The organism is Caulobacter sp. BK020 (genome assembly GCF_004342605.1).
GTDB lineage: Bacteria > Pseudomonadota > Alphaproteobacteria > Caulobacterales > Caulobacteraceae > Caulobacter.
The window spans coordinates 1-21,421 of the sequence record NZ_SLZL01000010.1 but is presented as its reverse complement, the minus strand read 5'-3'; the positions used below and the strand labels follow the sequence as shown (position 1 = coordinate 21,421).

Here is a 21,421-nt window from a genome sequence, read left to right as displayed (position 1 = left end):
ACCGGCTCACCGATGTGGTCCGCAACGTCATCGGTGAACTCCAGCGGCGCGCTCCGCCCGCCGAGCGTCGGATCAAGGTTCAGCACCCCCACCGCCTTGATCCGACGCCGGTCGATCCGCCAGCGCCCATGAGTTGCCGTGCGGTCTTCATTCTCGCCGCCCCAGCAATCTCCGATATAAGCATAGTAAGAATGTATTATTCTGATTTGACTACTGAGTCATATTTACTCTGTATTTAATTGCGACAATCTATCATCCTTATTAAAAAATTTGTTTACCAAGCTTTATGGTGTGCTGTTTAACCCTCGCGCCGGATGATCCTCCCGTCATCCTCTCTCTCGGGGTTTGCAATGCGCACGAAGATTTTCATGGCCGCCGTGGCCTTCCTCGGTCTGGCCTCCAGCGCGGTCGCCGCGCCCAGCAGCTATCAGCTTCGCCTGGAAGGCCATGTGCCGGTCATCTGCCGGGTGGACCTGCAGGCCGGCAGCGCCTCGGCCGACCAGGCCACCGACCTGGGCAAGATGACCGAGTTCTGCAACAGCGCCGCGGGCTATGACGTCTGGCTGTCGCACGCCCAGGGCCTGAGCGGCGCCGCGGTCTATGTCGACGGGCAGAAGATCCAGCTGTCGGCCTCGGGCCAGACCCTGATCAGCCACTCCGCGACCGCCGCCTCGCGCTCGCACGTGCTGCGCCTGGAGCCCGGCGCCGACGCCGGCCACGTCGGCGACCTGTCGCTGCGCATCACCGCCCTCTGAGGGCGGCGCGGCTTTCCCGACCGTCGTCGATGGATAGGAAGAACCCCGCCGGACCAGATCCGGCGGAGTTTCAGTTTGGCGATCGCCGCCGTGGGAACCAACTACATGCAAGCCACGGGCGTCGTCGCGGGCGGCACGGCGAGAGGGGTCACCGTGACGGTCAGGATGTCCTGGTAGTTGGGCGCCGGAGCCTTGCCGGCGCCGCCCTCCAGGAGGGTCGGGGTGATGGCCAGGTACTGGCCGCTGAGGCCGGCCCGCTGGCATGTCACCGTGCTGAAGGTCGGGGAGGCGGTGGTCCGGGTCTGGCCCAGGAAGTCCAGTTGGTAGGGAATCCGCTGGTTGGCCGTGCCCAGGTTTCCGCCGGGATAGGTCATCCGGAACTGGTTGGCCGAGGTCAGGGCCACCGAATAGGGCCCCGAGCTGGCCACCCGCACATTGCCCGTCCGCTGCTTGACCGAATTGGGCGTCGAGGGCAGGGCGGCGGTGGTCAGGGCGCCGATCTCGCCGAAGTCCAGGGCCGGGCCGACGAAGCTGGCCTGCAGGGCGCTGAGCACGTTGATCCGGATGTCCAGCGAGTTGGGCACCACGCCGGATTCGTCGGCCGCTCCGCCCGTGCGCTTGCAGAAATATTTCTGGTCGACGAACAGGTCGGTGGTGCCCGCCGCCAGGTCCGCGCCGCTGGGCACGGTGATCGTCACCACGAAGGTCAGCACGTCGGGCTGGCCGACGCCGCCGAAGTTCAGCTCGACTTCGTTGGGATTGACGTTGTTGGGGTCCAGCACGTGGCCGGGCGGGTTTTCCAGGATCTGGCCGCCCGTCGAGGTCTGGACGATGGCCAGGCTGGCGGGCGTATCGGGCCGGCGCAGGTAGATGAAGTCGACCTCCTGCGTCTTCTTGCCGCCCACCGCCGGCGGCCGGCGAGCCGTGATGGTCAGGGTCTGGACCGTCGTGCCGCTGGGGTTGAACGGGTCGAAGGTGCCCGACAGCACCACCGGGTCGAAGGTCACGCACTGGGCTTGGGCCGCATGGGCCGTCAGCGAGGCCGCGCCGACGGCGAGCCCCAGGAACAGCATGCCGATGCCGCGTTTCATGTCAGCCTCCCGAGGCGCTGGGCTTGAGGTCGCCGGCCTTGACGAAACCCTCCGCGCTGGCGGGAACGTCGAGGAAATAGACGGTGGGGGGCGTGGTCCCCATCTCGATCCGCCAGCGGCCCGGGTGCAGGCCCGAGGCGCCGAAGCGGCCGATGCGATTGGTGAACAGCACGACCGCCGGCTGGTCGGGCTTGGCCATTTCCGTGGCGGAACCCGAGATCAGGGCCAGGGGCTGGCCGTCGCCATCCAGCAGTCGGCCGATCGCGGTGATAGAATAGTCCGACCCCACCACCAGCCGGTAGCCCGACCGATAGGGCGGGAACATCCGGAACGAGCCTGAGCCCAGATCGTAGCCGGCCGGCGCGTTGGGCGCGTCCACTGTGATTGTCCGCTCGGCATAGGCGCTGAGGTTGGTCTCCAGCGCCGTGCCCAGGCCCCCGGTGTTGGCGGTGTAGCCGAACGGGGTGGGGTTCACGATGATGTCGGCGCCCTTCAGGCTCTTGTGGCCCTCGACGATCGCGAAGCTGTCATAGATCGGACGTCCGACCGAGACCGCGCCGTCGGCGAAGCCCAGGGATGTGCCGACCCGCAGCGAGGTGCGGCCGTTGTCGGGCCCGTCGAACGCCGTGAAGTGCGACAGGCCCAGCTCGGCGCGGTTGGCGATGTAGTTGAAGCTGCCATTGAACGCAGCGTCGGTGGGCGAACGCGAAACCTCGCCATAGGCGTTGTACGAGCCCACCCCCTGGCCATGCAGGGTCTGGTAGACGAGCCGCGCGCGGTCGTCGCGGCCGTCATATTCGGCCCGGAGGCTGGAATTGTCCGAGAACTGCCAGGACAGCGAGAAGAACGCGGTGGTCTCGCGCCGTCCAGGCACGTCGTCGTACATCAGGTTGGCGGTCAGGGCCAGGTTCGAGGTCAGGCGATAGCCCATGCCGGCCCGATAGGAACTGGCGTCAGGGAAGCTGTCGCGGCCGTGCGAATAGCGGCCGTCGAAACTGGCGTAGATCGCGTCGCTGAAGGCGTGTGAATAGCCGACGCCCAGTTCGTAGTCGTAGCGGTTGTCGGGGATGAAGGTCCCCACCGGTCCGAACTCGCGGCTGCGGCTCTCGAACGACAGGTTCAGGGCGTCGGCGCGGCCGCCGGCGAACTGGAACAGGCGCTGCAGGGTGACCGTCGTCGCATAGCCCGAGCCGAAGCCGTCGATGTGCGACAGGGCGAAGTCGACGCCCAGCGTGCCGACCGGCAGGCCGAACAGGCCTTCGAACCCGGCCATGACGGTATCCTCGTCGCCCTGGCCGTTGACCCCCAGGGTCACCCGGTCGGTGACGCCCCGCCGGTAGAAGCCGCTGAAGGTGAAGTTCTGGGTATAGTCGGGTCCGTCGGCCAGCAGCGGTGCCTTGACGCCGGCATAGGCGCCGAATTCAGACAGGCCCGGATCCAGCTGGGCCCGGTCGAAGAAGACGTTGAACTGCAGGACCTCGCGCCGTCCGGTGTCGTCCTCGACCACCAGGCGCACGTCGTTGGAGCCCTGGGCGAACGGGAAGTCGCGCACGTTGTAGCGGCCCGGATCCAGGTGCAGCCGACGGGTCAGCTGGTTGTTGAGGATCACGCTGACGTCCGAAGGTCGGGCCAGGGTGAAGCTCTCGCGGCCGCGCGGCCGGGCGATCGTCTGCGGGGCCAGCACGCTGTAGGAGCGGAAGACCGAGATCCCGGCGATGTCGGGCGCCGACTGGAAGCCGCGGCTGGTGGCCTGCAGGTCGCCGAACGTCCAGCGGGCGGTGTGCTTGAGGTCGTCATAGACCACCCGGGTGCCCAGGCGCTGGTAGTCGTTGCGCCCGCCCGGCTGCCAGACCGCCTCGTTCTCCAGCACCAGGCCGGAGAGCCGGATGGCGCTGTCGAGCAGGAAGGTCGGGTCGCCCAGCCCGTTGTCGACGCCCTGCTCCACATAGTCGACCGAGCCGCGGATGTTCAGGTATCCGCTAAAGCCGGCCGGCGGGGTGAAGCTGCCCAGGCCCGCATGGTCCATCGGGGTGACCTGCAGGCTGCGCACGGCCTTCAGCTCGGGCGGGATGTTGATCCGCAGCTCCAGGGCCTTGGGGTCGTAGGTCATCTGCAGCTGGGCGTGGGTGACCGCTTCGGGTCCGACCAGGGCCCGGCCGTTGAAAGCCGAGCGCAGGGCGGCCACCGAGGCGGCGTCCAGCACCGGGGCCAGCAGGCCCAGCAGCCGCTCGGACGGCATCGACAGCTGGCCGTCCGCCGAGATCGTCAGCGGCATGTCGCCCAGGTAGAAGTCGCCGTCCTTCAGCGGGACCGTCAGGTTGACGTCGCGGCCCGTGGGGTTCAGCCGGCGCAGGGCGTCGGCTGAGGCTGGGCCGTTCGATGGCGTGGCCGTCGGTTCCTGGGCGAGCGCCAGGTACGGGATCGGGTCGGCCAGGGCCGCGACCGGGGTCGCGGCGGCGGCCAGGCAGCCGGCGAGCAGCCAGCGCCGGTAGGCGCGCGTCCTAGCGCCCTTCGTCGGACGAGAATTGAGCCTCAAGGGAGCCTCCTGCTGCCGCCGTCAGCGGCAGTTCGATGGGAACGGCGATCCGGCGCGTCTGGCCGGGGGCGATCAGGCCGAAGCCGATCGTCTGCTGGATCTCGGGGCCGGGGAGGGTTCGCTGGAAGACGACCTTTCCCGCGGCGTCCTTCTCGGTGATCTTCAGCCGTCCGCGAGACAGGTAGCCGTGGGTGTTGGAGGTGTCGGCGACATAGACGATCGGGATCGGCTTGCCGTCGGCGTCCGCGCCGATCTCCGACTTCGACAGCGCCAGGTTCGGCTTGCCGCCGTTGGGGGCGACGCTGGCCAGGACCTGGAAATTGTACAGGATCTGGATCGCCGACTGGCCCTCGGGCAGCTTCACCGGCATCTGGGCGACGGTGACGTAGTAGTGCTTGCTCTGGGCCAGGGCCGGGTCGCCGACCCACTGGATCCGGAACGACTGGGTCTCGCCCGGCTGGATCACCGCCTGGGGCGGAAAGATCAACAGGTCGTTGGTCTGGGTGTCGCCCGGATGAGCGCCCTTGTCGTCGAAGGTCAGCTCCTCGGCGCGCAGCTCCACCGGCAACGGGTTGGCGAAGGTGTTCTGCACGGTCACGATCTGCGACATGCCGCGCCCGGTGGGCTTGAGGTCGATGACGACCGGCTGGACGGTCATGGCCAGGGCGGCGCCGCCCAGCAAGGGCGTCCCCGTTCCGGCCGCGCCGGCCAGCGCCAGGCTGGCGGCGGCGACCGCTCCCAGCCAACGCTTGCGATGGTTGTTCGAACACAACATTAGGGGTCCGCTCCTTGTGGTTCAGTTCGAGGCTTCGATTTCGACGACCAGCGTTCCCGCGTAGTCGCCGGCGACCATCGGCGCGCCCCCGCCGGTGATGTTGACAGTGAGGTTCATCAGCCCGGCCGCGCCGTTGGCGGTCTGCAGGTTGATCGGGGTGGGAGAGCTGCTCTGGCCGGTGGCGCTCAGCCCGGCCCAATCGGCCGACAGCTGGAAGCCCAGGCTGTCGCGGAAGCCAGGGGCCGGGGCCGGTCCAGCCGTGCGCGTCAGGCCGGCGCCGTCGGTGCGCACCACCAGGCGATGGGCCGAGTTGCAGACCACCGGGAAGCCCAGGCTGATCACGGCGTCGCGCGGCTGGGCGGTCTGCGGATCGATGAACTGGGTGAAGCGCACCACGCCTTGCGCCCCTTGGGCGGTGAAGCTGGCGTTGGTCCCGGCGGCGCTGGACGGCGGCGACAGCACGCAGGCGCTGGGCGCGACGCCGAACAGGTCCAGCGTGTTGCTGGCCCGGTCTCCGGTCGAGGCGGTCTGGGCCTGGGCCGAGGCGACCGCGCCGAGCGCGGCGCCGACGACGAAGGGGGCGAGGACGAGGGCGGCTTTCATTGGGGTTCCACCGTCAGCCTGAGGGTGTCGCGATAGACGCCCGACACCAGCGGCGCATTGGTCTGCAGGTTCGTGGCCCCGGGCTGGATATCCAGCCGCAGGACGATGTCGCCGACGACCGGCTGGTCGACCGCCTGGGCGCTGTCGCGGAGCCGCCGGGCGCTGGCGTCGGCCTGGAAGGTGTTGCTGACCGGGCCCCAGATCAGGGTGGCGGTGTAGGGCACCCCGTCGCTGAAGCCGGTCGGGGCCGGGGTCAGGCCCAGCTCCGAGCGCCACAGGCCGTTGTTCTGGCTCTCCAGCACGATCTGGTGGGCGTAGTTGCAGACGGCGGCGAAGGTCACCTGGGCCGAGGCCGCGCGAGTCGACAGGGTGACCGGGTCGGTCAGGGCGTCGACCTCAAGGCTGGAGCCGTTCAAGGTTCGGAAATTGACCAGGGCGCCCGAGCTCAGGGCGGGGGCGGCGAGGGTGCAGACCTTCGGCACACGGCCGCGCACCACCATCTCGCGGGTGTTGTCGTCGGTCTGGGCTCTGGCCATTTGGCCGACCAGCAGCAGGGTGACGGCCGAGGCCGTGACCAGGGTGGCGACGGCGATGGATCGGGTGTCGCGCATGATCGTCCTCCTTCAGCTGGCCGCGGCCAGGGTGACGACGACGGCGCCCTGGTAGACGTCGTCGGCGACCGGGCGCAGCGCCGGGCCGCCAGCGGTGGCGAAGCCCGACAGGCTGATCGTGATGTCGGCGCTGCCCGCGGTTTCACGGACCTGCGAGGCCGCGGCGTTGGCGGCGGCGCCGGTCGAGTAGCTGGCGTCGATCGGCGTCCAGCCCGAGGCCGTGGCCGTGTAGTCGACGCCGCGCGAGAAGCCGGTCGGCGGGGGGGTGACGAAGGCCTGGGCGGTCATCGGGGTGGCCGCGATGGTCAGCTGGCTGCGGGAGCTGCACTGGGTTCCGGTCAGAACCTTGGGCGGCGCCGACAGGTCGGGACGCAGCAGGCCGGTGGCGGTGTCGACCAGCACGCCCACGTCGAACAGGTTGTCGCCGTCGCTGAGCGCGCCCAGGGTGCAGACATTGTTCGGCACCGTGGCGGTGATCTGGATCGGTCCGGCGGAGTCCGAGGGACCCACGGCCTGGGCGTGGGCGGCGACGGCCAGGGCCAGGACGATCGGCGGCGCGATCAGGAGGGACAGGGCGCGATGCATGGCTCAGCTCCCTGAATTGGTCAGGCCCGCGTCGGGCCCGAGGGTGATGGTGACCAGGGCCAGGTAGGTCCCCGGCTGCAGCAGGTCGTCGGCGGCCGTGGCGAAGTCCGAGACCACCAGGGTCAGGTCGGTCGCCTTGGGCGCGGCGCTCGTCGAGCGGACGCCGTCGCCGGCGGCGTTGGTGGCGCTGGTGCGGACGGTGGCGGCCGTCGCCCCCCAGGCGCCGATCGAGCAGGTGTAGTTGACCGCGCCGGTGAAGCCGGCCTGGGCGACGCCGCTGGTCACGGCCAAGGGCGAGGCGCTGATGGCCAGGGCCGCGCCGCCATAGTTGCAGAAGGTGCCCGGCAGCTGGATCGTCTGGGCGGCGATCGGCGCCAGCCGTCCGACCCGGGCTCCCGAGGCCTCGGAGATCTGGCCCAGCGCCAGGCCGGCCGGGTTCGGCTCGCCCAGCATGCAGACCCGGCTGACCTGGGCGTCCAGTCCGACATTGCCGCGGGCCGGGTCCTGGGCCCTGGCCGACGTGCCGGCCAGGGATGCGGCGAGGGCCAGGGTGGTCGCCGCGAGTCCGACGGTTCGATGCTGGATCATGACGACCTCCTTGCTGGCGCGGGTTCAGGTGGTGGGGGACAGCGTGACGATCACCGAGCCGGCGTAGGAGCCCGCCACCAGCCGGCCGCTGGTCGGCGTGGTCGGGTCGGCGAAGCTGACGACGATGTCGCTGCTGAAGACGCCCGTGGTGCTGCCCGCCCCGCCCCCGGCCGCCAGGGTGCTGTCGCTGGCCGACACCGCCCCGCCGGCCGGCGAAGCCGTGGCGGTGGCCGTATAGTCGACGCGGCGATCGAAGCCGGCGGGGGCGGCGTCGGTGAAGCTGGTGTTGAGGATCGGCAGGGCCTCGACGGCCATGCTGGCCGACACCCCGTTGCACCAGCCGTTCAGGGTGGCGGTCCGGCTGGTCAGCTTGGCGCCGTCGAGCCTGCCGATGGCGGTGGTGTCGCCGGCCAGCAGGGACAGTTCGCCCAGGTCCAGCACCACGTCGCCGGTCACGAACAGGCAGCGGTTGGCCACCGTGCCGTTGACCTGCACCGTGCCCGTCGCCGTCTGGGCCAGGGCCGGGCCCGCTCCGCAGGCGAGCACGAGGCTCGCCGCGGCGGCGGACAGGATGATCGGATGTCGCATGGTCGTGCTCCTGTCGCCCGGAGGGTCAGACGGGTTCGATGGTGATGGAGATGACGCTGGCGTAGTTGCCGGCCATCAGCAGCGCGCCCGACGCGGTGTTCAGGGCGTAGGCCTTGACCGTCAGGTTGTTGGCGCTGTTGGCCAGGCTGTCGGACAGCGACTGGACCGTGGCGGCGGGCAGGGCCGCGGCGGTGACGTAGCTGACCGTCTGGGTCGAGCCGTTGGCCAGGGCGGCGTCCAGCGCGGCCGTGTAGTCGATGACGTTGGCGTAGCCGGTCGGGGCGGTGGCGGTCGGGGCCAGGGCCAGGCGGGTCGAGCTCAGCGTCACCTTGGGCGCGGCGCTGTTGCAGTTGACCCGGAACTGGGTCGAGCCGCCGGGGCTGGCGTTGGTCGAGCCGGCCAGGGTGGTGGACAGCGTGCCGTCCGTGCCGGCCAGTTCGCCCAGCGGGATCGAGCCGCTGAAGCTGGAGCCGCTGCCGCCGGTGATCACGACGCACTTGGCCGCGACGCTGCCGGTGACATTGACCGTGCCGGTGACCGTCTGGGCCATGGCGGCCGGGGCGGCGGCGAGACCCAGCAGGGCGGCGCCGATCAGGATCGTCTTGTTCATGTCGTTTCACTCCCAAATGTTGCACCGGCGAACCGGCCTTCGTTCAGCGGGGCGGGGCCCCAATTCCCCCTGAAGGACGACCGGATCCGCCGGGGGAGCGGACCAGGAAGCGCGTCATGGCGAGACGCTGAGCGTCACCGTCAGCGAGTCGGCGTAGGTGTTGGCCGCGGCCAGGATCTGGGCGCCGGCGTAGGCGGCGCGGCGGACCCGCAGGTACGAGCCGGAGACGTCGTAGGACGAGCCGTTCAGCCGCAGCCCCTGGCTGGCGGTGGCGGGTCCCTTGAAGGTGCAGGTCGCGCCGGAGCTGGTCTTCAGGTCGCCGGTGTCGCAGGTGGCGCTGACCGGAGTGACCCCCGTATCGCCGACCAGGTTCAGGTCGACGAGGTAGGGCGCCAGGTTGGTGTAGCCGGTCGACGGCGTGACGCTGGACGCCAGCAGGCCGCCGTTCTGCGAGATCACCGCCGCCCGGAACGGCACGGTGCATTCCAGCGTGAACGGGAAGTCGGCCGAGAAGGCGTTGTTGACCTCGCCCACGTCGGTCGAGCCGTTGGGGGCCATGCCCGGGGCGAAGCCGCAGCGGCCGCCGACCGAGGCGGTGACCGGGATGGACAGCACGATGTTGGACGGCGATCCGCCGGCATAAGCCGTGACTTGGGCGTGGGCCAGGTCAGCGCTCGCGGCCAACACCGCCAGCATGATCACGCCGCCGCCGACCAGCCAATCCAGCCGCCGAGGCTTGCGTTCCGAGCGAAAAGCCGGGGGAACCATTGTGCATTTGCCTGCCATCGCCCAGCCCTTGTTTGATTAACAAGTTCTTAATGCTTGGAAGACGATTGCAGAGATCTAGAGGTGTGAAATCCCCCAGCTTGGGTATGCGTAGTAGTTTCGCTTAAATGGGGAATTGAAATCGGGATGTGTTTGTTATGGTGACTTTAATAATACAAATATTCTAAGGATTTTGGGAGTTGCGATACGGTTGCATTTAGTATGCGTCAAACCGACGCTATAATGTATTCATTAATCTTAGGTTGTGGAAATTCTTGCCTAATGTGCGTTTAAATAAGGAACGCTCGAACCCAGAAACCAGGGTTCAGTTAGATGCTGGCGCCAAGACCAGCGCACAGGGAAGGGGCAGGGCATGGACGGCACGCATTCGCTGGCCGCGTTACGAGATTTCGAGGTCATAAGATTCTGTCTCGACGAGGACGAGGTCGCCCGGATCGTGGTCGATCCGCAGGGACTGCTCCTCTGGCGGTCCAGGGCGGCGGCGATCCTGCTGCACGGGGACTGTCCGCTGGTCGATCGGGCCGGCAAGCTGGGCGGGGTTGATCGCCGCACCCAGCAGTTCCTGAACGAGCGGCTGGACGAAGCCTTCGCGGGCGAAGAGATCTGCCAGTTCATCGAGACCGACCAGGGACGCCGCTTCCTGTTGCGCATGCGTCCGGTCGACGAGGACGGCGAGCGGGCGGTGGTGATCACGCTCAAGGACTTCGAGGCGCCGGTCCATATCCCGCGACTTGAGCGGCTTTTCGGCCTCAGCGCCATGGAGGCGCGGATCCTGCAACTGATCATCGAGGGCGCCAGCGCCGAGCGGATCGCCGACAGCAAGGCCATCTCGATCCTGACGGTGCGGACCCATATCAAGCACATCCACAGCAAGATGGACGTCCGCTCCAAGGAAGAGATCCTGGCGATGATCGTCAAGATCTTCGCCTGAGACGGGGGAACGGCTGAACGGGAGTTGCCGATCGGCCTCCAAGCCGCCAAATGGTGGGCGCACGACAATTCGGGCCGCGCCATGACCACCACGCCGATCGACGACCGTCTCGCCGCCGCCGCCTTTCACAGGCTGGTCGAGCATCTGCGCCTGCGGACCGACGTCCAGAACGTCGACCTGATGGGCGTCGCCGGCTTCTGCCGCAACTGCCTGGGCGACTGGGTCAGCGAGGCCTCCGACGGCGCGCTGAGCCGGGACCAGGCCCGCGAGGCGATCTACGGCATGCCGCAGTCCGAGTGGAAGGCGCGTCATCAGGGAGCGGCGACGCCGGAACAACTGGCGCGCATGGAGGCCAGCGTGGCGCTCAATGAGCGGTTGCGCGCCGAGCGGGAGGCCCGGCTGGACGAGGCGCTGGAGGACAGCTTCCCGGCCAGCGACCCGCCGGCCATGAGTGAGCCGGGACGCTGAATCCGGTCAAATCTCGATGATCCCGCGCCGGGCGGCCACGGTGACCGCGTGGGTGCGATCGGCGACGTCGAGCTTGGCGAAGATGCTTTTCAGATGGGCCTTCACGGTGTCCTCCGACAGCGACAGGTCCCAGGCGATCTGCTTGTTGGCGCGGCCCGCGGCGACCAGGCGCAGCACGTGGACCTCGCGATCGCTCAAGGCCTCGTCAACGGCGTGGATGGCGATCTCATGGGCGACCTCGGGCTGCAGCTGGCGGCGGCCGGCGTGGACGTTGCGGATGGTGTCGAGCAGTTCGCGGCGCAGGGTGCTCTTGAGCAGGTAGCCGGTGGCTCCGGCCTTGAGGGCGCGCAGGGCCTGGACGTCGCCGGCATAGGTGGTCAGCACCACGATCCGGGCGGCCGGGGACTCGGCGCGGATCGCCTCGATCGCTTCCAGCCCGCTCATGCCGGGCATCTGCAGGTCCATCAGCGTCACGTCGGGCCGCAGCTCCCGGTGGCGGGCGACCGCCTCGGCGCCGTTCTCGGCCTCGCCGACCAGCACCATGTCCGGCTGCAGGGCCAGGACCGCGGCCACGCCTTCGCGCAGCATCGGATGGTCGTCGACGACCAGGACACGGATCTGCGGGCCGGTGGGAGCGGCGGTCATGTCAGGTCTCGCTGGTCAAGGCGCGGCGCCGGAAGGACGGCCAGGCGCGTCGGCCGGAACTGAGGTAGGCGACGCCGCCCGGAATGGTCAACGCAATCTCGGTCCCCGCCCCGGGACGGCTGCGCAGCTCGAACTCACCCTGGATCTTGCGGGCCCGTTCTCCCATGCCCGTCAGGCCGAAATGGCCCTCGCGCCGGCCGCTGTCGAGCACGGTCTGGTCCAGGCCGAGGCCGTCGTCGCGAAACAGCACGGTCAGGGCGCCGCGGCCATAGCCGACGGTGATCTCGACATTGCGGGCCTGGGCGTGGCGCTGGGTGTTGAACAGGGCCTCGGACGCGATCCGCTCGATCTCCTCGCAGACCAGGGGGTGCAGGCGCCGGGGCGTTCCCTCGACCACCATCCGCACCTTGATCGCCGGCTCCAGGCCAAGGCGCTCGACCTGTTCGGCCAGGATTTCGTGCAGGTCGCCGGCCCGGTCGGCGCGCAGGCTCCTCACGCGGTCGCGGCCCTCGACGACGACATCGTCGGCCCGGTCCAGCGCGCTTTCCAGCGCCTGGCGGGCCGGCTGGTCGGCGGGGATCTGGTCGGCCACCGACTGCAGGCGCAGCATCAGGCCCTGGACGCCCTGCAGCAGGGTGTCGTGCAGTTCGCGGGCGATGCGCTCGCGTTCGGCCATGCGCTCCTGCAGCCGGCCATGGATGCGGTCGGACATCTGGCGCAGCCGCAGGGCGTAGAGGCCCCACAGCACGCCGATCACCGCCAGGACGCAGAGCGCCCGGAACAGGTTGGTCTGGACAAAGGTTGGCGGGTTCTCGAACGCCAGGACCGCGCCCCGGTCATTCCAGACCCCGTCGTTGTTGGCGGCCAGGACCTGGAAGCGATATCGGCCGGGCTTGAGATTGGTGTAAAAGGCCTGCCGCCGTCCGCCCGCCTCGACCCAGTCCTTGTCGACGCCCTCCAGGCGGTAGCGGAAGCGCACGCGCTCGGGAACGCTCAGGCTGAGCGCCGTGTAGTCGATCTGCAGTTTCGAGGCGCCCCTGGGCAGGACCAGATCGCGCGGATCGCGGCGGACCTGGCCGTTGACCGTCAGGCTGCGGATTAACACCGGCGGGGGCAGGGCGTTGCGGTCAATGCGGGCCGGGTCGATCCAGGCCACGCCTTCCAGGGTCAGCAGCCAGATCCGCCCGTCGCCGCCCCTGACCACGTCCCGGACGCCGTTTTGCTGCGGCGGGCCGGGCAGCCCGTCCTTCATGTTGAAGAGGCGGTAGCTCACCGATCGGCTAGGGTCGTCGAACGCCCGGTCGAGGTCTTCGGTCCGCATCTGGACGACGCCCAGGGCGCCCAGGACCCAGGTCTCGCCCGCCGGCGTCTGGACGACGCCCTGGACGCCCTTGGCCCAGGGGAAGCGGGCGACCTGCAGGGCCTGGAACCGGTCGCCGGTCAGTCGCAGCAGGCCGAATTCGCAACCGATCAGGAAATCCTTGGGCCCCTGGTAGAAGGCGCGCATGCCGCCGACCGCCAGCTTGGCGGGCGGGCGGAGGGTCTGGACCGTCCCGTCCGGGGCGATCCGCGTCAGCACCCTGGGCCGCGGCAGCAGCACGCGGCCCTCGCGGTCGATCTCGACATCGCTGTAGATCGCGTTGGCTTCGAGCGGCGGAGACACCGTCCACCGGCCTTGGGCGTCGAGGCGGCCATAGCCCAACGGGAACAGCGCCAGCCAGAGGTCGCCGCGCCCGTCGATCACGCAGCCGGAATAGGGCGCGCCGGACGGAACGGGCGGGGTCGCGGTCCGTGGTCGGCCCCCCAGCCGCGTCAGGAGGTCGCCGGCCCCCAGCCAGACCCCGCCGGCCTTGTCCTGGCAGAGGGCCGTGGGATTGCTGAGCCGGTCGCGCATCATCCTGGGCGCCTGGCCGGGGAGGGCGCGATAGACGGCCTCGCTGTCGCCGATCCAGACGGCGCCGTCGCGGTCGGCGAACTGCATGTAGCCGAAGCGCGAGGACCGGGCGATGCCGGGCTCGACCACCACATTGGCCGTCCGCAGGCGGTCAAGGCCGATCGAGGTCCCGATCCAGAGATTGCCCTCCCGGTCCTCCAGGATCGGCACGGCCTTGTCGGAGCTCAGCCCGTCCTTGGCCTCGTAGGTTTCGGCGTGCGGCCTGGGCGCGCCGGCCGTGAGGGCGGAGTCCGGCCGGGCGACCCGGAAGGCGCCGGTCGAGAAGGTCGTGCCCCACAGGGCGCCCTGGCGGTCGAACAGGATGCGGGCGTAGCGGGCGGAGTCGGAGACCGCGTAGCCCGTCGCGCCGGCCGGGACCGGCTCGCCCTTGGCGACGTTCGGCAGGGGCCGGGCGCCCAGCGAGTCCGAAACCCACAGCCGGCCGCTGGGGTCCTCGGCCAGGCCCGCCCCGGCGCCCATGACCACCTCGGTGCGCTCGAACCGCCGAGCGCCGGGCCGCAGGAAGGACAGGCTGCCGTCGATCGCCACCCACAACGTGCCGTCGCGGGTGATCTTCAGGTCCATGATGTAGCCTTCGGGCAGGTTCCACGACGGATCGATGTCCTGGCGCTGGCCGCCGACGAACCGGGCGAGGTTGTGCTTGATGCTGTTGAGCGCCACCCAGACAGCCCCGTCAGGGGCCGCGGTCATGGTCAGGACGCCGTCGCGGTCGGCGCTGGGAAGCTCGCGCAGCTTGCCGTCGCGAAAGACGGCGATGCCGCCTCGCCGATAGCCGGCCCAGAGTTCGCCCGAGGGGGTGACGACCAGGGCGTTGACGTGCTGGGAGTGGGAATAGTCGTCGTCGGCCAGGGGAACGGCTTCGAACGCCACGCCGTCGAACCGATAGAGGCCGCCGGCCGCGCCCAGCCACAGATAGCCGTCGGGCGTCTGGGCCAGGGCCCAGATGTTGGTCGGGGCGCCGTCCTCCGCCGTCCAGCTGGTATGCTTGAACTGGAGGATCGAACGGGCCGGGTCCAGGGCCAGGGCCCGGCCGCCCAGGCCCAGCAGCAGGGCGATCGCGAGGAGAAGTCTGGCGGCCGTCTTCATGCTTGATCGTCCCCGCCGGCCGCCAATGCTCCAGGCCTTGTTTTCACGAGCCGGGAGCGCGCGAAACCTCGAAAGGGTGACGCGTGGCTCCCCCGTCGGGAGCTTAACGGCGGGGGCGAGAACGGGATAGCGCTGTAGCCTGCAACAGGACGCGTCCCATGTTTCTCGGCGCCATGTTTCCGGGCGGTCTGGTCGGCGTGGCGCTCCTGCTCGGGCGCCTGGCCGCCGCGGCGGTGCTGGTCCTGGTCCTGCGCGGCTTCGCGCAGGACGCGCCCTGGGCGGTCTTTCCGATCATCGTGCTTGCGGCCAGCCTGGCGGCCGGGCTTTTGACCCGCTGCGCCGCGGCCTGCTGCGCGGCCCTGGTGATGGTCGGCGCGGCGAGGGCGGACGGTGCGGTGTCCGCCATCCTGGCGCTCAACGCCCTGCATGTCGTCGGGCTGGCTCTGACCGGGGGCGGGGCCTATTCGCTGGACGCGCGGCTGTTCGGCCGGCGCGTGATCCGGCTGGACGACTGACCCGGCCACCCGATCGGGCGACAGGCGCCTACCCGTTCGGGATTTACCCGGTCTGGCCTTCGACCGATCGTCCGGCCATGTTCTTGCAACCAGGGGGAGCGTGTCATGACCGTTGGTAGCGTCGCGGAAAAGGGATCCGACCTTGCGGACCTGTTCGCCGCCCCGGCCCGGGTGGGCAAGCTGAAGATGGCGGCGGTCGAGATCCGGCTGCCGGAACCCTCTCTGGACGTCACGCCCCCGCCGCCCCGGATCGACGCCCTGATGGTCCGGCTGCAGCTCGGAGACTACCGCGGACAGCGGTACTGGGAGGACGGCGTGGCCGCCCCGACCCGCGACATCGCGGCGGGCGAGGTGCTGTTCCACGACCTGCGGCGCGGACCGCGGCTGGTGCTCGACCAGCCCTATCACGCGCTGCACGTCCACATTCCCCGCGCCGCCTTCGACGTGGTCGCCGCGGACTCCCACGCCGTCCCGATCGGCGATCTCGACTACGCGCCGGGCGTCGGCTTCGAGGACCCGACGATCGCCGGCCTGGGCGCTTCGATCCTGGCGGGCCTGCGGATGGGCCTGGCCCAGAACCAGCCGTTTGTCGACCACCTGATCCTGGCCCTGGCCGCCCATGTGGCCGCCCGCTATGGCGGCATGACGGCCAAGCCGCGCGCCGTGCGGGGCGGGCTGGCGCCGTGGCAGGCGCGCCGGGCCCGCGAGATCCTCGCGGCCAACCTGGACGGCGGGGCGCCGCTGGTCGAGGTGGCGCGGCAGTGCGGTCTGTCGGTGGGTCATTTCTCGCGATCGTTCCGGCAATCGTTCGGCATCACGCCGCACCAGTGGCTGGTCCAGCGGCGGCTGGAAGCGGCCAAGGACCTGATCCGCTCGTGCCGCATGCCGCTGTCGAACGTGGCGCTGAGCTGCGGTTTCGCCGACCAGAGCCACCTGACCCGGGTGTTCACCCGCGAGGTCGGGGCCAGCCCGGCCGCCTGGCGCCGCGAGGTTCAGCAATAGAGCATCGCGCGGAAAAGTGGACGCCGGTTTTCCGCAAAAGCGATGCGAAAACAAAAGCCTGGAGCAAATCATGCGATTTTTGAATGGCGCGATTTGCTCCAGGCTTCAGAACGCCAGCTTCCTGGCCTTCACCCGCACCCGGATGACGCGGTGGTTGGACGACATGTAGAGATGGCCGTCGGCGGCCAGCTCGCAGTTGGAGATCACGTCGTCGGCCCGGATGATCCCGATCCGCTGGCCGGCCGGGGTGAAGATCGAGATCCCGTCCTTGCTGGAGGCCCACAGGTTGCCGGCGCGATCGACCTTCAGGCCGTCGCCGCCGTCGATCCCGCTGGCGGCGCGGTCCACGAACTGCCGGCGGGCGGTTGGCGCGCCCTTGGCGTCCAGGTCCCAGGCCACCCAGCCGGATTTGCGATCGGTGGCGTACAGCGTCCGGCCGTCGGGCGACAGGCCGATGCCGTTCGGCTCGACGGTCCGGTCGATGATCGTCACGACATTATCCGTTCCCAGACGATAGACGCCGGCATAGTCCATCTGGCGGTAGGGCGAGCCCCAGTCGCCCTTCAGGCCCCAGGGCGGATCGGTGAAGTAGATCGCCCCGTCGCGGGCCAGGACCAGGTCGTTGGGGCTGTTGAAGCGCTTGCCCTCGAAGGTGGCGGCCAGCACCGTCTTCTTCTGGGTCTTCAGGTCGATCCGCGAGACGCAGCGGTTGCCGCTATCGCCGACCACCAGTCCGCCGCGCGCCAGGATCAGGCCGTTCGAGCCCGCCTCGCGCAGGCTGTTGGTCTCCGGACCCGCATAGCCCGAGGGCGACAGCCAGACCGCGCCGCCCGTCGCGGGAGACCAGCGCAGGATCTTGTTGGCCGGCACGTCCGAGACCAGCAGGAAGCCGTCCCTGCCGCCGACCCAGACCGGTCCCTCGCTCCAGGTGAAGCCGTCCAGCACCTGCTCGACCGGGGCGTCGGCGTCGACCAGGGCGTCCAGGGCCGGGTCCAGGCGCTCGACCTTGCCGACCACGGGGTAGGTGGTCGCCGCCTTGGCGAGAGCCGGGGCGGCGGCGAAGGCCAGGAGCGAGGCGGTCACGCCGCGGCGGCTCATCGGCACGGTGGGGATCATGGCGGCGCTCCTGGCTATGCGACTCTCACCCCGCCCTTGTGCCCGGCGTTGGCGACTCGCGCCACTGGTCGCGCCGAAGACGAGGGCGCCAGCGCCGCGCTTCCCCCTCCGTCCCCTTCGGGGCCACCTCCCCCAAGGGGGAGGATCTGCGCTGTACGAGCTGCTGCCCCTCTGGGGGAGCTGTCGGCCCTCCCGACCGGCCTTTGGCCGGTCGCAGGATAAACTCCGCCGACGGAGGGGTCTTTCGCAGGCGCGGCTTCACGCTCACGCGCCGAGGCTGCGATGGGATGGGAAGGGTGCGAAGCGCCCGGGCCTCGCCCGGATGATTTGCAGTTATGTGTACCGTTTCGACGAAGTCAGGCGCTTCGCGTGGAGCCGTTATCCGCAAGGCCGGGGCGCGCGGGCCTTTTCCGCCCTTCACCCCACCCGGTGTCTCCTCGTGGATCTGTGCACCGCATGATTTCAGAGGCGGGAGTGAGCCTTTCGAGGACCGGAGCGAACCCCACGACGGGCGGGACCTTCCCAGCATGAAAGTCCCGATGGGCGAGCTTACGTCCCTCGCCCTCTGTTTAAGCCCGCCGACCGCAAACTCACGCGCCGCCGACAAGCCCCGCTCGTCCACCCCTGAAAGCCGCATCGGTCGCTGGCCTCGCGCCCTCCCCGTGCCTTCAGGTGGGACCAGTATGGCGGTGGTTTGAAGGGATGAGGACAGACCAGGGTCGAGAAAATCCAGAGCGTTGATTTTCCTCGCTTCCATCCTCGCCCATCCCCGCGTCAAGACGAGGCGAACAGGCCTTGATGAACTTCAGGTAACGGAGTTCTCGCGTCCGTGATCCGATGTGATCGCCGCATGATTGCGCGGCGTCGCGGCATGCATACCTGAAGCGTGGCCGCTGTTTCATGGAGCGATCATCGCTTCCCAGGCGGCCACATGGGGCTACCTCAATGTCTAACCTCTTGGCGTTGGGACCGCTGGTCGGTTCGGCGCTTTTCGTCGTGCTCGCGGCGGTGTTCGTGGCCGCGTCGGGCATGGTCCGCTACATCGGCAACAACCGCGTGGCGGTGGTCGAGAAGCTGTGGAGCCGGCGCGGCTCGATCGCCGGCGGCCTGATCGCGCTGAAGGAGGAGGCGGGCTTCCAGCCCGACGTCCTGCGCGGCGGCCTGCATTTCTTCTTCCCGTTCCAGTACCGGCTGCACGTCCAGTCCCTGGTGACCATTCCCCAGGGGCGGATCGGCTATGTCTTCGCCCGCGACGGCGCGCCGCTGGAGGCCGACCAGACCCTGGCCACCCATCCAACCGGCGTCGACTTCCAGGACGCGCGCAAGTTCCTGGAGGCCGGCGGCCAGAAGGGGCCGCAGCGCAAGATCCTGCGCGAGGGCGCCTACGCCATCAACCTGGCCCAGTTCGTGGTGGTGACCAAGGACCGCACCTTCGCGCTCAGCCTGGAGCGCAGCGAGGCCGACCTGCTGGAGCAGATGGCCGAGATCATCGAGGAACGCGGCGGTTTCGAGCCGGTGGTGATCAAGGACGCCGACGACCAGATCGGGGTGATCACCGTCCATGACGGCCCCGGCCTGCCGGCCGGCGAGCTGATCGCGCCGCTGGTCGGCGCCGATCCGGACGACCCCGCGACCTTCCACAACAGCTTCCAGGAGGCCGGCAAGTTCCTGGCCGCCGGCGGCCGCAAGGGACGCCAGCTGCAGGTGCTGGTCGAGGGCACCTACTACATCAACCGGCTGTTCGCGACCGTCGAGCGGATCAACAAGACCGTGGTCGAGGTCGGCCAGGTGGGCGTGGTGGTGTCCTATACCGGCGCCCTGGGCGCCGACACCTCGGGCGAGGGCTATCGCCACGGCGAGCTGGTGGCCAACGGCGAGCGCGGGGTGTGGCGCGACCCGCTGCTGCCGGGCAAGTACGCCTTCAACACCTATGCCGGCCGCGTGACCATGGTGCCGACCACCAACTTCATCCTGAAGTGGGAAACCATGGCCGTGGGCTCGCACAAGTTCGACGAGAACCTGGCCGAGGTGTCGCTGATCACCCGCGACGCGTTCGAGCCGACCCTGCCGGTCTCGGTCGTGGTGCACATCGACTATCGCAAGGCGCCGCTGGTCATCCAACGGTTCGGCGACATCAAGAAGCTGGTGGAGCAGACCCTGGACCCGATGGTCAGCGCCTACTTCAAGAACATCGGCCAGACCCGCACCCTGATCGAGCTGCTGCAGGACCGCAGCGCCATCCAAGGCCAGTCCAGCGAGGAGATGAAGGCCAAGTTCGGCCTCTATAACCTCGAGCTGCAGGAGGTGCTGATCGGCACGCCGCGTCCCGCGGCCAGCGGCGACGACCAGATCGAGAAGATCCTGACCCAGCTTCGCCAGCGGCAGATCGCCGACGAGCAGATCGGCACCTACGAGCGGCAGAAGTTCGCCGCCCAGAAGGAGCGCGAGCTGCGCGAGGCCGAGGCTCTGGCCAAGCAGCAGACGGCGATCACCGAAAGCCAGCTGTCGATCCAGGTGCAGCAGAACGCCGGCAAGGCCAGCCTGGCCCGCTCGGAACAGGAGGCCCAGCAGCGCCGGACCCTGGCCAAGGCCGAGGCGGACGCCACCCGCCTGCTGGGCGAGGGCGAGGCCGGCAAGGTCGTGGCCCTGGCCCGGGCCGAGGCCGAGAAGGTGACCAAGGTGGGCCTGGCCACCGCCGAGGCGATCGCCAGCCAGGTCGAGGCCTCGGGCGGCGCCCGCTACCAGCTGGCCCGCCAGGTGGCCGAGCGCTTCGCCGAAGCCCTGGAGACCAGCGGCGTCGACGTGGTGCCCAAGGTCTCGATCACCGGGGCCGGCGGCGAGGGCGGCGCCAACGGCGGCGTCATGCAGGCCCTGCTGACCCTGCTGATGTCGGAGAAGCTGGGCCTGGCGGTCGACGCGACCGACCAGCGGGTCGTGGAGGCGGTGGAAGGCTAGGCATTCCAACCGGCGAATCCGGCCTGTCCTGGCCAACCCGGGACCGATGCGAGCCAAGGCTTGCGGCGGTCCCGGGTCTTCGCCGGATTGGGCCGGGCGCTTGTTTTGGGGCCGCGATCTGCGTAGGCAGGCGGCGTCACCGCCAGTCTCCGAGGCCCCCATGACCGTCGTCGTCCTGCAGACCGCCCGCGCCCGCGTCGAACTGCTGCCCGCCCTGGGCGGATCGGTCGGCCGGTTCACCTGGGACGGCCGGGACGTGCTGCGGCCGGCGCCGACGGGGACGATCGAGGTGCTGGAGACCGGCAACTTCGCCCTGGTCCCCTTCTGCAACCGCATCCGCGACGGGCGCTTCGGCTTCGGCGGCCACGACGTCGCCCTGTCGCCGAACCTGGCCGGCCACCCGCACGCCCTGCACGGCCAGGGCTGGCGGGAAGGCTGGACCGTCGTCTCGGCGGGCGAGACCGAGGCGGTGCTGGCCTTCGACCACCCGCCCGGTGAATGGCCTTGGGCCTATCGCGCCGAGCAGCGCTTCACCCTGGGCGATCACGGCCTGCGCCAGGCCCTGTCGGTGACCAACACCGGCGCCGAGCCGATGCCCGTCGGCCTGGGCTTCCATCCCTATTTCCCGGCCCGCGCCGGCGAAAGGCTGCGGGCGGGCGTGACCGGGGTCTGGCTCACCGACGAGGACTGCCTGCCCACCGTTCACGTCGAGGGCGCATGGCGCTCGGACTGGGCGGCCGGCGCGCCGACCGCGGTCTCCGAGCTGATCGACAACTGCTACACGGGCTGGGACGGCGCCGCGACCCTGTCGGCGCCGGACGGGGCGAGCACGGTCCTGACCGCCTCGCCCGAGTGCCGCTGGCTGCACGTCTATTCGCCGCCGGGAGCCGACTTCGTCTGCGCCGAGCCGGTCGCCAACCGCCCCGACCCGTTCAACGGCGAGGACAGTGGGATCAAGGTCCTGGCTCCGGGCGAGACGACGTCGGTGTGGATGAACGTCAGCGTGAGCTAGTCCCGGCCACCCTATCGCTCGTCATGCCGGGCCTTGTGCCCGGGAACCCTGGTTCAGCGGACGGTGAGTGGCCATGGCGCGCCAGCGCGCCACACATCCGCACCTGCGGCGGATAGAGCGACTGTCTGGATGGTCAAGCCGGTACGAAGGCGGCGCGAGCATCCCTGGCCTTGGCGTTGAGGCGGACCAGGAGCTTTCGGGCGACAGCG

General features: G+C 69.6%; 19 protein-coding genes and 1 pseudogene. 7 read left to right on the top strand and 13 right to left on the bottom strand.

Annotation, left to right across the window (positions count from 1 at the left end; translation table 11 throughout):
- The first annotated feature begins 350 nt into the window (after positions 1–350).
- Positions 351–755 carry a hypothetical protein gene (locus EV278_RS13660; RefSeq protein ID WP_132092213.1) on the top strand — a complete coding sequence of 135 codons (405 nt, stop codon included), beginning with the start codon at positions 351–353 and terminating at the stop codon, positions 753–755.
- A 101-nt stretch (positions 756–856) separates the two neighbouring features.
- Here EV278_RS13660 and EV278_RS13655 read toward each other — a convergent pair whose 3' ends face one another.
- The 10 genes from EV278_RS13655 to EV278_RS13610 form a co-directional block, all read right to left on the bottom strand.
- The gene (locus tag EV278_RS13655; RefSeq protein WP_132092210.1) at positions 857–1,846 is read right to left on the bottom strand and encodes a hypothetical protein; all 990 of its coding nucleotides are present in this window, start codon (positions 1,844–1,846) and stop codon (positions 857–859) included.
- A gap of 1 nt (position 1,847) precedes the next feature.
- Positions 1,848–4,382 carry a fimbrial biogenesis outer membrane usher protein gene (locus tag EV278_RS13650; RefSeq protein WP_132092207.1) on the bottom strand — a complete coding sequence of 845 codons (2,535 nt, stop codon included), beginning with the start codon at positions 4,380–4,382 and terminating at the stop codon, positions 1,848–1,850.
- On the bottom strand, positions 4,348–5,157 hold the full coding sequence (locus EV278_RS13645; protein WP_132092204.1) for a fimbria/pilus periplasmic chaperone: 810 nt from the start codon (positions 5,155–5,157) through the stop codon (positions 4,348–4,350). Before EV278_RS13645 ends, EV278_RS13650 begins: the two co-directional genes overlap by 35 nt.
- 21 nt (positions 5,158–5,178) lie before the next feature.
- Positions 5,179–5,760, bottom strand: coding sequence for a hypothetical protein (locus tag EV278_RS13640; protein WP_132092201.1), 582 nt, complete (start codon positions 5,758–5,760; stop codon positions 5,179–5,181).
- The gene (locus tag EV278_RS13635; protein ID WP_132092198.1) at positions 5,757–6,371 is read right to left on the bottom strand and encodes a hypothetical protein; all 615 of its coding nucleotides are present in this window, start codon (positions 6,369–6,371) and stop codon (positions 5,757–5,759) included. The genes EV278_RS13640 and EV278_RS13635 overlap by 4 nt, the downstream gene beginning before the upstream one ends.
- 12 nt (positions 6,372–6,383) lie before the next feature.
- Complete coding sequence (locus EV278_RS13630) at positions 6,384–6,956, bottom strand: hypothetical protein (protein WP_132092195.1); 573 nt, start codon at positions 6,954–6,956, stop codon at positions 6,384–6,386.
- Positions 6,957–6,959: 3 nt separating this feature from the next.
- Positions 6,960–7,544 carry a hypothetical protein gene (locus EV278_RS13625; protein ID WP_132092193.1) on the bottom strand — a complete coding sequence of 195 codons (585 nt, stop codon included), beginning with the start codon at positions 7,542–7,544 and terminating at the stop codon, positions 6,960–6,962.
- A 24-nt stretch (positions 7,545–7,568) separates the two neighbouring features.
- Positions 7,569–8,132: a hypothetical protein gene (locus EV278_RS13620; RefSeq protein ID WP_132092190.1), complete on the bottom strand. Its 564-nt coding sequence runs from the start codon at positions 8,130–8,132 to the stop codon at positions 7,569–7,571.
- A 25-nt stretch (positions 8,133–8,157) separates the two neighbouring features.
- Complete coding sequence (locus EV278_RS13615; RefSeq protein ID WP_132092187.1) at positions 8,158–8,742, bottom strand: hypothetical protein; 585 nt, start codon at positions 8,740–8,742, stop codon at positions 8,158–8,160.
- Positions 8,743–8,856: 114 nt separating this feature from the next.
- Positions 8,857–9,510: a hypothetical protein gene (locus EV278_RS13610; protein ID WP_132092183.1), complete on the bottom strand. Its 654-nt coding sequence runs from the start codon at positions 9,508–9,510 to the stop codon at positions 8,857–8,859.
- 370 nt (positions 9,511–9,880) lie between these two features.
- On the opposite strand from EV278_RS13610, the gene EV278_RS13605 reads away from it, so the two are divergent.
- Positions 9,881–10,459, top strand: a complete 579-nt coding sequence (locus EV278_RS13605) for a LuxR C-terminal-related transcriptional regulator (protein WP_132092180.1) — start codon at positions 9,881–9,883, stop codon at positions 10,457–10,459.
- 81 nt (positions 10,460–10,540) lie between these two features.
- A pseudogene (locus EV278_RS13600) lies at positions 10,541–10,849 on the top strand (DUF1244 domain-containing protein); the annotation flags it as partial.
- 84 nt (positions 10,850–10,933) lie between these two features.
- Here EV278_RS13600 and EV278_RS13595 read toward each other — a convergent pair.
- Both EV278_RS13595 and EV278_RS13590 read right to left on the bottom strand, forming a co-directional pair.
- Positions 10,934–11,572 (bottom strand): response regulator transcription factor, encoded by a 639-nt coding sequence (locus tag EV278_RS13595; RefSeq protein ID WP_132092177.1) that lies wholly within the window; start codon positions 11,570–11,572, stop codon positions 10,934–10,936.
- 1 nt (position 11,573) lies between these two features.
- A complete protein-coding gene (locus EV278_RS13590) occupies positions 11,574–14,612 on the bottom strand; it encodes a sensor histidine kinase (RefSeq protein ID WP_132092174.1) in 3,039 nt (1,012 codons plus the stop codon).
- Positions 14,613–14,770: 158 nt separating this feature from the next.
- On the opposite strand from EV278_RS13590, the gene EV278_RS13585 reads away from it, so the two are divergent.
- Complete coding sequence (locus EV278_RS13585) at positions 14,771–15,127, top strand: hypothetical protein (protein ID WP_132092172.1); 357 nt, start codon at positions 14,771–14,773, stop codon at positions 15,125–15,127.
- A 105-nt stretch (positions 15,128–15,232) separates the two neighbouring features.
- Positions 15,233–16,129, top strand: a complete 897-nt coding sequence (locus EV278_RS13580; RefSeq protein ID WP_132092169.1) for an AraC family transcriptional regulator — start codon at positions 15,233–15,235, stop codon at positions 16,127–16,129.
- A gap of 105 nt (positions 16,130–16,234) precedes the next feature.
- Here the strand turns inward: EV278_RS13580 and EV278_RS13575 are convergent, their stop codons facing one another.
- Positions 16,235–17,245, bottom strand: coding sequence for an SMP-30/gluconolactonase/LRE family protein (locus tag EV278_RS13575; protein WP_132092166.1), 1,011 nt, complete (start codon positions 17,243–17,245; stop codon positions 16,235–16,237).
- 945 nt (positions 17,246–18,190) lie between these two features.
- On the opposite strand from EV278_RS13575, the gene EV278_RS13570 reads away from it, so the two are divergent.
- Entirely contained in the window at positions 18,191–20,200 is a 2,010-nt protein-coding gene (locus EV278_RS13570) for an SPFH domain-containing protein (protein WP_132092163.1), read from the top strand.
- 160 nt (positions 20,201–20,360) lie between these two features.
- Positions 20,361–21,212, top strand: a complete 852-nt coding sequence (locus tag EV278_RS13565) for an aldose 1-epimerase (protein WP_132092160.1) — start codon at positions 20,361–20,363, stop codon at positions 21,210–21,212.
- Positions 21,213–21,421 lie beyond the last annotated feature (209 nt).